Here is a 13,691-nt window from a genome sequence, read left to right as displayed (position 1 = left end):
CTATCCTATCCTTGTTCAGTTATGAAAACGGAATCTTTGCCGTTTCTTCTTCTTCTTCGGCGCTGTTTTTCTCTTTTTTCTTAGACCAGTAGGTGGCAAGAACAGACCCCGACAGATTGTGCCATATGCTGAAAATTGCGCTCGGCACGGCTGACAAAGGGGAGAAATGCGCTGTCGCAAGCGCTGCGCCCAGTCCGGAGTTTTGCATCCCGACTTCGATCGCAATCGCTTTTTGTGAAGCATAATCCATTTTGAACAGCTTTGCAGTCAGGAATCCTAACAAATATCCGATTCCGTTATGTAAGATGACGACAGACACAATCAGCAGTCCTGATTGAAGCAAATGCTCACGATTTACGCTGACGACAGAGGATACAATCGCTACGATGCCGATTACCGACACGAGAGGAAGCGCGTGCACGGCTTGTCCGACCTGTTTTTTGAAGAACAGCTTCACAATCACCCCGAGGACGATCGGCAAAAGCACGGCTTGCATAATGGAAACAAACAGTGAGCCGAAAGAAACGGGGAGCCACTCTTTCGCAAACAGCATAATAAGTGCCGGCGTTACAATAGGAGCAAGCAATGTTGAGATCGTGGTGACCGCAACAGAAAGCGCCGTATTGCCTTTCGCCAAAAACGTCATGACGTTTGATGCCGTACCGCCCGGACAGCATCCGACCAGAATGACGCCCGCGGCGATTTCTGCGGGGAGGCGGAGCCCGATTGATAAACAGAAAGCCGTAAGCGGCATAATCGTAAACTGGGCAGCGACTCCGATCACGACATGCCAAGGCTTTCTGATTAATTCTTTAAAATCGTTTGCTTGAAGAGTAAGCCCCATCCCAAACATAATAATACCAAGGAAAATCGTCATATAAGAACTGATCCAAGAAAACAAATCAGGGCAGGCGAATCCTAAACCGGCAAAGACGATAACCCACAAGCCAAAGGTTTGGCCCGCAAACCCGCTTATTTTTTTCAGCCATTCCATAAACACAGCTCCTTTTACATTCAATCAGTCAGAAAATATGACTGACTTTTCTGTATTCCATTATAAATAATTTTCTGAATAATTCAATATTAAATATAAGTTTTCAATAAAATTATTATGTAAACTAACATCTTCTTGACTATTCAGACATATATTCTTACAATTGATTTTTATACTGAAATGAATTGGGAGTGCTGAAGTGAAAGAAGCTAATCAATGGTCATCTAAGCTGGGATTTATTTTAGCTACGGCCGGCTCTGCAATCGGGCTCGGCGCAATATGGAAGTTCCCTTACGTAGCGGGAACCAGCGGAGGCGGCGCTTTTCTGCTTGTTTTTATTTTATTTACTGTTTTAATCGGACTGCCGCTTTTGCTTGCTGAATTTATTATCGGCAGAAAAACACAAAAAAACGCCGTTGAATCCTATAAGGCGCTCGCGCCGGGGAAAAAGTGGCACTGGATCGGATATCTCGGAATTATTACGTGTTTTATTCTATTATCCTTCTACAGCGTAGTGGGGGGATGGATATTAATCTACATTATAAAAGGCTTTACGGGCGGCTTATCGCTTTCTTCGGGATTTGATACGTTATTTATCGATACCATTTCAAATCCTTATGCAGCCGTTTTCGGTCAGCTGCTGTTTATCGTGCTGACGATTTTAGTTGTGGCAAAAGGGGTGAGCAGCGGCATTGAAAAAGTGAGCCAGGTGTTGATGCCGGCTCTGTTTATTCTGTTTATTCTCTTAATGATCCGCTCCGTTACGCTGCATGATGCAGCAAAAGGATTAAAATTCTTTTTTATGCCTGATTTTGGCGCGATGGATGCCAATACCATTTTATATGCGATGGGACAATCATTTTTCTCGTTAAGCGTCGGAGTGTCCGTAATGGTTACATACAGCGCATATTTAGAAAAAGAAGAAAATATTGTTCAATCCGCCGTATCGGTGACGGTATTAAATGTACTTGTTGCTGTGATGGCGGGAGTGGCAATTTTTCCGGCGGTGTTTGCATTCGGCCTCAAGCCGGATCAAGGCCCGCAGCTTTTATTTAACGTGCTGCCGACCGTCTTTAACCAAATGCCGTTGGGCATCGTGTTTTTGCTCGCCTTTTTGCTGCTGTTTTTATTTGCGACGCTGACATCGGCTTTTTCAATGCTTGAAATTTTAGTTGCTGTTTTGTCAAAAGGCGATTCGGCAAAACGGAAGCGTTATGCATGGATCGGGGGACTTGCTATATTTATTGTCGGGGTCCCTTCGGCGCTGTCGTACGGAATTTTGAGTGATGTTTCTATTTTTCACCGCAGTATTTTTGACGCTGCGGATTTTCTGGTCAGCAATGTCTTAATGCCGCTGGGCGCGCTTTTAATTGCCGTTTTCGTACCGTTGAAAATCCCGAAACAGATGCTGTTTGACGAACTGAAAAGCGGTTCCGGTATAAAACGAAAATGGTTTGCAGTCTGGCTCCTATTAATCCGTTATGTGGCTCCTGTAGCCATTATTATCGTTTTTCTGCACGTCCTTGGTATTTTTTAAACCAAAAGAAGCAGGCCCCCGTTCAAGACGGGGGCTTTTTTAATAAAGCGGCCATATCACGCGGTGCGCTTGCTCGAACCGTTTCTCCGCCTCCCGCCAATCAACGACATTCCACCATTGATCCACGTAAGCCGCTCGGTCGTTTTTATATTGTAAGTAATAAGCGTGTTCCCACACATCCAGCGGAAGCAAAGGAATGACGTCCCACTGGCTGTAGAGCTGATGCTTCTCAGCGGCCAAAATCTCCAGCCGCCCGGCGCGCGGCGCCCAGACTAGGATAGCCCAGCCGACTCCTTCGACTTTTTTCGCCGCTTGAGAAAATTGCTCTTTAAAAGCGGAGTAGCTTCCGAATGACACATCAATCATTTGAAAGAGCGCCCCCGTCGGCCGTCTTTTTCCGTTTGGATTCATCGAAAACCAGAAAATACTGTGCAAATAATGGCCCGCGCCGTGAAACGCCAATTGCCGCTCCCAATGCGCCACTAAGTCGTACTGTTTCGTCTGTCTCGCTTTTTTGAGCTCCAGTTCTGCTTTATTCAGACCGTCAACATAGCTCTGATGGTGTTTGGTATGGTGAAGTTTCATAATCTCTCTTGAAATATACGGTTCCAATGCGGAATAACTGTAAGGCAGTTTAGGGAGGACATGCTTGCCGATCGGCACATAAGCTCTGCGCTCATCGGGCTCTTCGGGTTCAGTAATGTCCCGGTAAAGTGCCGATGCCTGTTCGTACCATTCCGCCTCCGTTAATCCATCATCCTGAAGGGTGTGAAAAATCCGGTCGATTTGTGCCGCGAAGCGATCGAACCGACCTTGCTGAATAACTTGTTCCTTCAAGGTTTCACACCAATTCAGCATCTCGGTTTGATAAGCGTGCCGTTTCATTTTTCTTCCTCCTTTTCACTCATTTTCATAAAAGTGCTGAGCGCAAGCAAAGAAAACACATACGGGTAGCTGTGATACCTGATGTAAAACTGTTTCGGCAGGCCGATTCCGGTCGGATAGCTGAAAGCGGCGCCTTCGTAATGCCTGTTTTCAATAAGAAAAGATATGCCTTTTGTGACGGCTTGATGATGAGTTTTTTCGTATTGCAGCAAAGCTTCGGCCGCCCAAGCCGTCTGGACAAGCGTCCCGTAAGAAAGCGGAACATAGGTTTTCTCTTCTGCGCTTTTACAGGATTCCCCCCAGCTTCCGTCCTCGTTTTGAATGGACTTCAGCCAGCGGATCGCTTTTTTCACGGCCGGGTGGTTTTGGCTCACGCCGCAAGCCTTCATTCCTGTCAGCGCTGCCCATGTGCCGTAAATATAGCAGACACCCCATCTGCCGTACCACGATCCGTCCTCTTCTTGATGGCGGATCAGCCATTGGACGGCCTTTTCAATCTGAGGGTGATCAGAAGAAAGCCCCGCTTCTCCTAAACAGTGCAGCACCCGTCCGGTTAAGTCGCTTGTTGAGGGATCGATGGCAGCTTCCTCAGCCGATTCCAGCGGCAGCAGGCGGACCAGCGGATGATTGACATTTTTCTCAAAAGCAGAGAAGCCGCCGTCACTGTTTTGCATGGACAAAAGCCAGCTCAGTCCGCGTTCCCATGAGGCGGGATAAAGTTTTCGCGGAATGGCTTTGAGCACTGCGGCTGTGTCATCACAATCGGGATTATTTGTATTGATGTTTGAAAAACCCCATCCTCCCGGTTCAGCATGCGGGTTGTGAACGGCCCAATCAGCGACTTTCGTCTGCTGCCGTTCACGCAGAAACCGGGCGGCGCTGGTTATCATCTGATCGTTATCTGAGATGCCGCTTTTCATAAGCGCATAGTTGAGAAGCGCCGTATCCCAAACGGTCGACGTTGAATTTTCCAGGTACGGTATATCGCCGCAAGACGTGAGCAAAGCTTTCGTGCCGGCAAGTGCTTTTCTGATAACGGGGGAGTGGCGCGATACACCTAGAGCGAGCAGGCCGTACACCATAAAAATAGTGGCGCTCGCATAGCTGTATAATGTGCCGTCTTCTTCAATCCGGTCAAGCATATACGTTTTGGCCGTACGCAGACCGAGCTGGTGAAAAGCGGCAGGAATCTGCAAAAGCCGCTTCCAGTGCGCGAAAAGAGAAGAGAGGTCTCTGTTCTCATCCTGATCGGAACGAAGCCATGTAAACGGATTTTTAGTCATATGCCGATCTAAATGCGCGAGAGACGGAACGTTGGGATTTTTCAGCGAAAATCTTTTGTTAAGCGTCACGGCCATCGGTACAAAATGAATACGGGCGTATGTACTGAACTGGTAAAAATGCAGCGGGAAGGATGGGGGAATGACTAAGAAAGATAATGGCAGATGCAGCGCGGGCCATGGATAAAGGCCGTTTGCCGCAAGCATCCACTTTGTCATGAAGTGTACGTTGCGCAAGCCGCCATTTGAGATGATAAAGCGTTCGGCCTGAATCATATGCGCCTCAGAACGGCTATATAAACCGGAAGCCAGCAAGCCGGCATAGCCCTGTACAGTGGCGGTCACATTTCCTTTCCGGTCATCAGGATAGTTGGCAAAAGTTCCGTCCGGGCGCTGTTTAGCGCGAATGCCTTCTGCAAGCTCAGCGATCAGTTCTTTATCATTGTCTCCAAGAGAAGTGAGGAGGAGGATCAGAAAGGCGTTTGTCAAAATCGGTCCTTCAAAACAAAATGACCATGAGCCGTTCGCATTTTGCGTTTCTCTTAATAGAGAGATGGTTTTCTTTTGGCGGCTTTTGACGTTTTCATGAATTGTGCTCACACTCGCTCAACTCCTTCAGAAGCATATATATTCATATGTAAAAGTCGGCATGACAAAAGAAAGAAACTGCTGACAGGCAGCAGTTTCTTGTTTGATTTAATCTTCCAGATTGATCCAGACGCTTTTCACTTCTGTATAATTATTCAGCGCGTAAGAGCCCATTTCCCGCCCGAGGCCGGATTGCTTATAGCCGCCGAAAGGAGATGCCGCATCGAAAACATTGTAGCAGTTGACCCAAACGGTGCCGGCTTGGAGACGGTCAGCAATGTAATGGGCGTTTTTCACATTCTCAGTCCAAAGTCCGGCTGCAAGGCCGTATTCCGAGCGGTTCGCCCGCTCAATGACTTCATCTACCGTATCATACGGAATGGCGGCTAAAACAGGGCCGAAAATTTCTTCTTTTGCGATGGTCATGCTGTCATCCACATCCGCAAATACAGTCGGGGAGACAAAATACCCTTCTTCAAACGGGCAGCTGCCGCCCGCGACAGCTTTGGCTCCTTCCGCTTTTCCTTTTTCAATATATGAAAGCACGCGCTCATGCTGTTCCTGACTGACGAGCGGGCCGATTTGTGTATCTTGGTGAAGGCCGGCGCCTTGCTGAAGCGATTTCGCATATGAAACCATTTCGCTGACGACCTCATCATATTTGTCTTTGTGAATGAAGACACGGGAGCCTGCGCAGCATACCTGCCCCTGATTAAACATGACCCCGTTTAAAGCGCCGGGAATCGCTTTCTTCAAATTGGCGTCAGGCAAAATGATGTTAGGTGACTTTCCGCCAAGCTCCAGTGTCACGCGTTTAATTTTTTTTGCGGCTTTTTCCATGATTTTTTTGCCGATTTCTGTAGAACCGGTAAAAGCGAGTTTATCGACATCGTCATGGTTGGTCAGCGCTTCCCCGGCCGTCTCGCCGAACCCTGGGACAATATTGATGACGCCGTCAGGGAAGCCCGCCTGATCTATTAACTCCGCTAAATAGAGGGCGGTCAGCGGTGTCTGTTCCGCCGGTTTCAAAACGATTGTGCAGCCTGTAGCAAGGGCGGCGCCCATTTTCCACATCGCCATAAGGAGCGGGAAGTTCCAAGGGATGATCTGCCCCACGACGCCGACAGGCTCATGGCGGGTGTAATTAAAATATGAGCCGGCGACCGGAATCGTTTGTCCGGTTATCTTTGTAGACCATCCGGCATAATAACGCATATGCTCAATTGCGAGCGGGATATCCCCATTTGTCGTTTCATTAATCGGTTTTCCGTTATCAAGTGTTTCAAGCTGCGCGAGTTCCGTTTTGTGCTCTTCCATTAAATCGGCAAGTTTATACATCAGCCTGCTTCTGGAAGCGGCCGGCATAGTGCGCCATTCGCCGTGATCAAAGGCTTTGCGTGCCGCTTTCACTGCACTGTCAATGTCTTCTGACTGTGCCTCGTAAAGCGTCATCAGCGTTTCTCCGGTTGCCGGATTCGGTGTGACAAATGTTGATCCTGAAGCGCTCGGAACAAATTTTCCGTCAATATAAAGTTTCTTCGTGCCCTGTAAAAATGTTTCCAGCCTTTTTGTGATCTGCATCGTTAAAGAACTCATTCGTAACAAACCTCCCGAAATTTTTTTATGGTCTGTTTTGAGCATCTTGATGTCCGCGCAAAGTAAGCGCATACAGTCATTCTATAATAACACCTCCGGTAAAATCAATCGATAACCGTTATTGCAATTCACAAGAAAAAACGGCTACAATAAGCTTATCGATTAAGAAAAGGAGTTTTATAAATGATTCATAATAATTGGCAGACAAAAGAAAGCGTCAAAAAGGTCAAATGCGTACATACAGATGCGAAAAAATACATTGTCAAAAATGTGCTGACGCCGGGTAAAGAGTATGAAGTCAAAAATGAAACAGAAGAATTCATTTTTGTTGTAGACAATACAAACAAAGTCGGAGGCTTCTACAAAGAGTATTTTGAAGAAGTTTAAAGCTGAATGAATTCATTTTGCCTGAGCCATACTAAAAAAGACTACATATAAAAGGTGGCTGCAAAATGAAAAAAACAGAGCAAGACAAACAAAATAAAACATCAGATCAGCTCCAGCAAGTGCAACCTGAAGAAGGCACCGACACGACGATGGAACAAATTTCAGATACCTATAAAGAAGGAACGATTGAAGATACGGATCGTTGATGTTTTGTTGAAACCGCGGCATTGGAAAAGCCGCGGTTTTTTATGGCGAGAATAAAAAACTGACTTTTCGAAAAAAATACCGTTTTCTTGAAACCTTTTCTTTCGCTGAACCGTACTACTTCATAACAGCGGCACCTTTCGCGAAGGGCTTTTTTGATGAACGTTCTAAAAATGTAATCTGTTCGTAATGGTTTAAATGCCGTCTATGTCGTATTCTTATATAGGGATAAAGAACTTATTTTTTTATGATTGTAATAAAACAATAGTATAGAAGCAGAAAGTGGGGTTCTTCATTGGGAATTTTTTCTGTCAGCAGATCAACCGACACAAAAAAGCTGGAGGCTTTGCTCGTTGAGGGAGAACGGATCGAAACGATTTATAAACTGCGGGTTGACCAAATATGCTTTACGAATAAACGAGTGATTTTCTTTGATAATAAAATGTTCTCCAAAAAGAAAGTGCGCGTATTTCTTCCATATAAAACAATTGAAAGCTTCGCCATTCAAGAAGCGGGGATGTTTGATCCAGATACCGGGCTTGTATTAATGACAAGGGGAAAAACTTTCGAATTGGAATTTGCAAAAGAAACGGACTTGACTGAGGTTCAAGCCATCTTAACAAAATACTTATGCAGTTAAATATCACATAAAAGCCATCCGAATGCATGCGGATGGCCTTTTTATTATATAATGCTTGTTTTTCCGGAGTTCGAATCAATGAGATCCGGATCAGCAATAGAACTGATGGGGATATAAATCGGCGCCAAATCACCATTTTCTTCACCGAATCCGTAGTTGATCTTATTGGATAAAAAATAATCGATTTGCTGATACGGGCCGATCGTAATGGAAGAACCGCGGTCGACTGCATTTACTTTAAAGCCTCCTACATTTACCAAAACCGGCGAAAACATCATAATGGGCCTCCTTTTCCGGCAGGGATTTTATCGCATGCAGACTCAAAGGTAGATGGAGAATCAATTTGATCCCGGTCATCCACTTTGCCGTTCGTGCCGATGAAGCCGCTTGCATCTCCGAAGTTCTGTCCGTATCCCTGATTCTTTTTATCAGAATTCTGCCATTCCGCCAGTAAATTTTGTCCGACATTCACCGCTGAAGCATTTTCAAAGGAATTAATTTTCAACATGAAAATATTAATATTGATATATGGAGTTGGTTGAACCACAGGCAAACCTCCTTTAATACAGGTGTATGCCGGCTGTTATGACCGTATGCTTAGACAGGAGGCGATAAAAATGGATTTCGATAAGATGAAGCAGTGGATGGAAATGGCGCAAAACATGTCCGGCGGCGACTTTTGGAAAAACGTTTTTGATGATGAACAACTGAAATCATTTCAAAACGGCCATTCTCATTTTCCCTTTCAACAGGGAGATGGGCAAATGAAAAGAAATGAGGATGCTTTTCCTCTTATAGATATTGTGGAAACCCATGATGAGCTCCAATTTTTACTGTATCTGCCCGGCTACCGGAAACAAGATGTTCAGCTGCTGTCCTACGGAGAATATATCGTCGTAAAAGGCACGAGAAAATCCTTTTTCAATGAACAGGATTTTAAACAGAAGACCGGAAAATACGGCGATTTTGAAAAAAAACTCGACCTTCCGCATTCCGCTCAGGGAACGAAGGGAATGCAGGCGGTATTCAAAGACGGGATTTTATATATATCGATTGCTAAACATCTGGGGGATGCAAGCCAGATCATTATCGAAGGCTGATCTTGTTTGCTGTGCCATCTATCAGATCTGAATCATCGATACTCATGATAGGGATGACGACAACGGTGCAATCACCGTTTTGTTCACCGTACCCTTCATTTCTTTTATTGGCTGCTGTGTTTCTCACCATAACGGAAGAGCCGGTGTTAAAAGTTGCTCCGCCGCTGATTCCGTTCATTTTTATATACTCAAAATTGATAACGGATGGAAAAAACATCATGATTCGCCTCCTTTTTGTATATCATGTTTATATATTCGCAATGCGGGACGCATAGAACTTTCCAAGAGTGACGGGGAAAGAAGTGATTTTTTTTGAAAAAAATAATGAAAGAGATTTTCAAAAAAGTGTGTGAAGAGGAATTAGACCGGCTTAAGAAAGTGGAACAACAGCTTGATGAGCTTCAGGATAAGTGTCATTTTGAGCCGCAGACGGTGGAAGGGGAAAAAACATATGTCCATATTGAGCACGTCAAAGTGGACAAGGTTGAATACAATATTGATTTTGAAAAGCTGAGTATAGAAGAGCTGAGCGGTATGCTGAATATCGGCGCCACTTACCATACACCGGCGCACAGGCTCAAACAAGCCTGCGCTGAAGAATTTCGGGACAACCCGCAAACTGATGCTGCGAAAGAAAAAAGACAGACAAAGCAGCAGACACCCAATGTCACCATCAGGGGGAGAAAGCATTGACCCCGTTGTTTCAGCCTCCTTTTTCGAGGGTATGTATTAGCAGATACAGCGAAGAATACAGACGAAAAAGGAGATGATGAATATGTCATTATCAAAAGTACAGCAGGACAGCCTTTATCATAAATTAATCGATTTAAAGGAAAGTCTTCAGGGAGAATCAAAAGAAAATCATTCAATGAGTGAAGACACAGGAGAACTGTCGAACGGAGTAGATAACCACTTAGCTGATCACGGAAGCATTTATTTGGACAGGGTCACGAATCAGACGCTGGACGGTGTCGATCAGAATCTTTTAGATGAGGTGAACGCCGCGCTTGAACGAATGGATAAAGGAACATACGGGATTTGCGAGAAAACGGGAAAAGAAATTCCTTATGAAAGACTTGAAGCCGTGCCGTACGCCAGAATGACCGTCGAAGCGCAGCGAGAAACAGAAGGGGATGTGAAAACAGACGCTCCGTCATATGAAAGGGAATTTCACGAGCAGGTGAAAGACCTCTCAAATAAAGAAACCGTTGATCAAAAAAGCTCACAAACATACGAAATCCTGGATCGCGAGCAGGATTCACAATAATAGCAGCAGGTACATTCATATGTACCTGTTTTTTTATTCCATAAAAAATCTCAAAATCGAAATAAAATCATTGACTTTATATAAAAAAGAAAGTAACATACTATTTGTAAGTAAATATTAAAAGATTACCGGGAGGAATTTAGAATGTCTCAAGTATTATTTGTAAAATCAAGTGACCGTACGGCTGAAGAAGGCGTATCCGTAAAATTATACGAAGCGTTTCTGGCTGCTTATAAAGAAAACAATCCGAATGATGAAGTGATCGAACTTGATCTTCATAAAGAAAACCTTCCTTACCTCGGAAGAGATATGATTAACGGAACATTCAAAGCTTCAAAAGGAATTGAAATGACAGACGAAGAGAAAAAACAAGCGTCAACTGCTGACATTTACTTAAATCAATTTGTCAAAGCTGACAAAGTCGTGTTTGCATTCCCGCTTTGGAACTTCACAGTGCCTGCTGTGCTTCATACTTATGTTGATTACCTGTCTCGTGCAGGAGTTACTTTCACATACACGCCTGAAGGCCCTAAAGGTCTGATGGGAGATAAAAAAGTAGCGCTCTTAAACGCACGCGGCGGCGTATATTCTGAAGGACCGATGGCATCTCTTGAAATGTCATTAAACTTCATGAAAACCGTTCTCGGTTTCTGGGGTGTCCAAGATCTTCACACTGTTGTCGTTGAAGGCCATAATGCTGCACCGGATAACGCTCAAGCGATCATTGAAAAAGGACTGCAAGAAGCGAAAGATCTGGCTGCAAAATTCTAATTTCCATTAACTCTTGCGCCCCTACAGGGTGTGAGAGTTTTTTCTATTATAGAAGAAACTGGCGGCTGCTTTTGATCTGATCTTATATTGATATATTGATATTTTGTCGAAAAAACAATTTTTATGTAGAATAAAGCATTTTTCACAAAGAAAAAAGGTTTTCTGTAAAAGAATTAACCCTCTTGCCAAAATACGACTGATGGTGTAGGATATAAGAGAAGCTACATTGTTCGTATTGTTAATTAAGTTTTAACCTTTAAGCTGTAATAGGGAGTTTTATATCGAAGCCGGAATGTCATGCCTCCATTGCAGAGGACGACAGGAACGCTTCTGCAAACACCCACTTTGAGGAGTGGTGGTTTAAAACTTTCTTACTTGCGTACGGCATACGTAGCGAAAGCCATTTCCCTTGCGGAGATGGCTTTTTATTTTGAATTTCCCTTGAGCAGCGTACTTTATCAGTATGATAAAATAAAAGAATCAAAGACAAAGTGAGGTTTTACAAGATATGCTGGAGAAAGCCCAATCCCTTCTGGCGCATTATTTTGGCTACGACAGTCTTCGCGCGGGCCAAAAGCAGGCGATACAATCAGTTGCAGAGGAGAGAAAAAACACGGTCTGCATTATGCCGACGGGGGGCGGAAAATCAATCTGCTATCAGATTCCCGCACTGCTGTTTGAAGGAACCACAATCGTTATTTCCCCTCTTATTTCCTTAATGAAAGATCAAGTCGACGCGCTTGAAGAAGCGGGTATCGCGGCAGCTTATATTAACAGCACCCAGACAAGCCGTGACATTCATGAGCGCCTGACCGGTTTGAAACAAGGGGCTTACCGGCTCTTTTACATCACACCGGAGCGTTTGACTTCTTCTGAATTCATTCACATCCTGCAGAATATTACGGTTCCTCTTGTCGCCATTGACGAAGCTCACTGTATATCGCAATGGGGACATGATTTCAGGCCGAGTTACCGGAATATCGAAATCCTTTTTAATGAATTAAAAGAACCGCCCGTCATCATCGCATTAACGGCGACGGCTACGCCTGAGGTTCATGATGACATCTGCAAGCAGCTTCATATTAAGAAAGAACAAACTGTATATACCGGTTTTGCCAGAGAGAATTTAACGTTTAAAGTAGTAAAGGGCGAAAACAAAGACCGGTTTATCGAGCGGTATCTGGAAAAGAATAAACACGAAGCCGGCATTATATATACAGCGACAAGAAAAGAAACCGACCGTTTATATGAGAAATTAAAACGCAGCGGCATCAATGCCGGCCGTTATCACGGCGGATTGGCGGATGATGACAGAAAAGACCAGCAGGAGCGGTTTCTTAACGATCAGATACAAGTGATGGTAGCTACGTCCGCTTTCGGAATGGGAATCGATAAGAGCAACATCAGATTCGTTTTGCACGCGCAGATTCCGAAAGATATGGAGAGCTATTACCAAGAAGCCGGACGGGCCGGGCGCGATGGTCTTAACAGCGAGTGTGTGCTCTTGTTTTCGCCGCAGGATATTATGGTGCAGCGTTTTTTAATAGACCAATCGGCCGCCGGAGAAGAAAAACAAAAACAGGATCTCAAAAAACTGAGACAGATGGTGGATTACTGTCATACGGAAGATTGCCTGCAGCGGTTTATTCTGAAGTATTTCGGCGAGGATGAGGCGGAAGCTTGCGGAGCATGCGGCAATTGCACTGATACAAGGACCGCCCATGACGTCACAAAAGAAGCGCAGATGGTATTGTCATGCATCATCAGAATGAATGAGCGCTTCGGAAAAACGATGGTGGCGCAGGTGCTTAGCGGGTCAAAAAATAAAAAAGTGCTGGAAAACGGCTTCAGCAGCCTGTCCACTTACGGCATTATGAAGCATCAATCCGCAGCGGAAATCAGTGATTTTATCGAATTCCTTATTTCCGATGAATATATCAGAATGGCGGACGGCACATTTCCGACGCTTATGGTCACCCAAAAAGGCAGGGACGTTCTGCTTGGAAAAAGCGCAGTCGCGAGAAAAGAAGCCTTACAGGCCGCCGCCGTTACCGAGAATGATGAATTATTTGAGCTTCTCCGGCGTCTCCGCAAAGAAATTGCAGCTGAACAGGGTGTGCCTCCATTTGTCGTGTTCTCAGATCAGACGTTAAAAGAAATGTCGGCGAAACTTCCGAAAACGGATCAGGATCTTCTTTCCGTAAAAGGGGTCGGGGAACAAAAAAGATTGAAATACGGAGCGGTTTTTTTAGAAGAAATCCGAAATTATGTAAGAGAAACAGAGTGAAAAAAAGTTTTTTTAGAAATTTGCACATTGTGTTTTTCATTGGCGCCGGAAAAATCAGAAGCTTGAAAACCCTTGCTGTATCAAGGTTTCAGCAAGACTTACCAAGCGAGAGAAATGTTTCATGTAAAGGAACTGTAATCTAATTCAAATCGTTT

Annotated in this window: 16 protein-coding genes and 1 other RNA gene; 10 read left to right on the top strand and 7 right to left on the bottom strand. The window is 44.6% G+C overall.

Going from position 1 to position 13,691, the window contains the following annotated elements:
• Positions 1-19: 19 nt before the first annotated feature.
• A complete protein-coding gene (locus V7728_RS12760; RefSeq protein ID WP_082998591.1) occupies positions 20-994 on the bottom strand; it encodes a bile acid:sodium symporter family transporter in 975 nt (324 codons plus the stop codon).
• A gap of 199 nt (positions 995-1,193) precedes the next feature.
• Here V7728_RS12760 and V7728_RS12755 point away from each other — a divergent pair, with 199 nt between their 5' ends.
• On the top strand, positions 1,194-2,531 hold the full coding sequence (locus V7728_RS12755; protein ID WP_007407975.1) for a sodium-dependent transporter: 1,338 nt from the start codon (positions 1,194-1,196) through the stop codon (positions 2,529-2,531).
• Positions 2,532-2,570: 39 nt separating this feature from the next.
• Here V7728_RS12755 and V7728_RS12750 read toward each other — a convergent pair whose 3' ends face one another.
• The 3 genes from V7728_RS12750 to V7728_RS12740 form a co-directional block, all read right to left on the bottom strand.
• Positions 2,571-3,416 carry a superoxide dismutase gene (locus V7728_RS12750; protein WP_007611962.1) on the bottom strand — a complete coding sequence of 282 codons (846 nt, stop codon included), beginning with the start codon at positions 3,414-3,416 and terminating at the stop codon, positions 2,571-2,573.
• The gene (locus tag V7728_RS12745; protein WP_099566835.1) at positions 3,413-5,296 is read right to left on the bottom strand and encodes a terpene cyclase/mutase family protein; all 1,884 of its coding nucleotides are present in this window, start codon (positions 5,294-5,296) and stop codon (positions 3,413-3,415) included. The genes V7728_RS12750 and V7728_RS12745 overlap by 4 nt, the downstream gene beginning before the upstream one ends.
• A gap of 96 nt (positions 5,297-5,392) precedes the next feature.
• A complete protein-coding gene (locus V7728_RS12740; protein ID WP_024085472.1) occupies positions 5,393-6,880 on the bottom strand; it encodes an aldehyde dehydrogenase family protein in 1,488 nt (495 codons plus the stop codon).
• 183 nt (positions 6,881-7,063) lie between these two features.
• Here V7728_RS12740 and V7728_RS12735 point away from each other — a divergent pair, with 183 nt between their 5' ends.
• From V7728_RS12735 to V7728_RS12725, 3 genes are all read left to right on the top strand, one after another.
• Positions 7,064-7,267, top strand: coding sequence for a DUF6501 family protein (locus V7728_RS12735; RefSeq protein ID WP_007407979.1), 204 nt, complete (start codon positions 7,064-7,066; stop codon positions 7,265-7,267).
• A gap of 65 nt (positions 7,268-7,332) precedes the next feature.
• Positions 7,333-7,473 carry a DUF4025 domain-containing protein gene (locus tag V7728_RS12730; protein ID WP_003153781.1) on the top strand — a complete coding sequence of 47 codons (141 nt, stop codon included), beginning with the start codon at positions 7,333-7,335 and terminating at the stop codon, positions 7,471-7,473.
• A gap of 293 nt (positions 7,474-7,766) precedes the next feature.
• Complete coding sequence (locus V7728_RS12725) at positions 7,767-8,111, top strand: PH domain-containing protein (RefSeq protein WP_003153783.1); 345 nt, start codon at positions 7,767-7,769, stop codon at positions 8,109-8,111.
• Between the two features lie 44 nt (positions 8,112-8,155).
• Here V7728_RS12725 and V7728_RS12720 read toward each other — a convergent pair whose 3' ends face one another.
• Both V7728_RS12720 and V7728_RS12715 read right to left on the bottom strand, forming a co-directional pair.
• Positions 8,156-8,389: a hypothetical protein gene (locus V7728_RS12720; RefSeq protein WP_003153785.1), complete on the bottom strand. Its 234-nt coding sequence runs from the start codon at positions 8,387-8,389 to the stop codon at positions 8,156-8,158.
• A complete protein-coding gene (locus tag V7728_RS12715) occupies positions 8,386-8,658 on the bottom strand; it encodes a hypothetical protein (RefSeq protein WP_003153786.1) in 273 nt (90 codons plus the stop codon). The genes V7728_RS12720 and V7728_RS12715 overlap by 4 nt, the downstream gene beginning before the upstream one ends.
• A 70-nt stretch (positions 8,659-8,728) precedes the next feature.
• On the opposite strand from V7728_RS12715, the gene V7728_RS12710 reads away from it, so the two are divergent.
• Complete coding sequence (locus tag V7728_RS12710) at positions 8,729-9,211, top strand: Hsp20/alpha crystallin family protein (RefSeq protein WP_025284853.1); 483 nt, start codon at positions 8,729-8,731, stop codon at positions 9,209-9,211.
• On the opposite strand, the gene V7728_RS12705 is transcribed toward V7728_RS12710, so the two are convergent.
• A complete protein-coding gene (locus tag V7728_RS12705; RefSeq protein ID WP_012117743.1) occupies positions 9,198-9,431 on the bottom strand; it encodes a hypothetical protein in 234 nt (77 codons plus the stop codon). The genes V7728_RS12710 and V7728_RS12705 overlap by 14 nt on opposite strands.
• A gap of 92 nt (positions 9,432-9,523) precedes the next feature.
• On the opposite strand from V7728_RS12705, the gene gerPC reads away from it, so the two are divergent.
• The 5 genes from gerPC (at position 9,524) to recQ (ending at position 13,536) form a co-directional block, all read left to right on the top strand.
• Complete coding sequence (gene gerPC / locus V7728_RS12700) at positions 9,524-9,904, top strand: spore germination protein GerPC (protein WP_025284852.1); 381 nt, start codon at positions 9,524-9,526, stop codon at positions 9,902-9,904.
• An 82-nt stretch (positions 9,905-9,986) separates the two neighbouring features.
• On the top strand, positions 9,987-10,478 hold the full coding sequence (locus V7728_RS12695; protein WP_025284851.1) for a TraR/DksA family transcriptional regulator: 492 nt from the start codon (positions 9,987-9,989) through the stop codon (positions 10,476-10,478).
• A gap of 144 nt (positions 10,479-10,622) precedes the next feature.
• Entirely contained in the window at positions 10,623-11,249 is a 627-nt protein-coding gene (locus tag V7728_RS12690) for an FMN-dependent NADH-azoreductase (RefSeq protein ID WP_003153791.1), read from the top strand.
• A gap of 215 nt (positions 11,250-11,464) precedes the next feature.
• A non-coding RNA gene (gene ssrS / locus V7728_RS12685) (6S RNA) lies at positions 11,465-11,650 on the top strand.
• Between the two features lie 107 nt (positions 11,651-11,757).
• Positions 11,758-13,536, top strand: a complete 1,779-nt coding sequence (gene recQ / locus V7728_RS12680) for a DNA helicase RecQ (RefSeq protein WP_082998589.1) — start codon at positions 11,758-11,760, stop codon at positions 13,534-13,536.
• Positions 13,537-13,691 lie beyond the last annotated feature (155 nt).

This window comes from Bacillus sp. JHAA (genome assembly GCF_036961585.1).
Lineage (GTDB): Bacteria > Bacillota > Bacilli > Bacillales > Bacillaceae > Bacillus > Bacillus velezensis.
The sequence above is the reverse complement of the archived record's forward strand: the minus strand, read 5'-3'. Positions and strand labels throughout refer to the sequence as shown.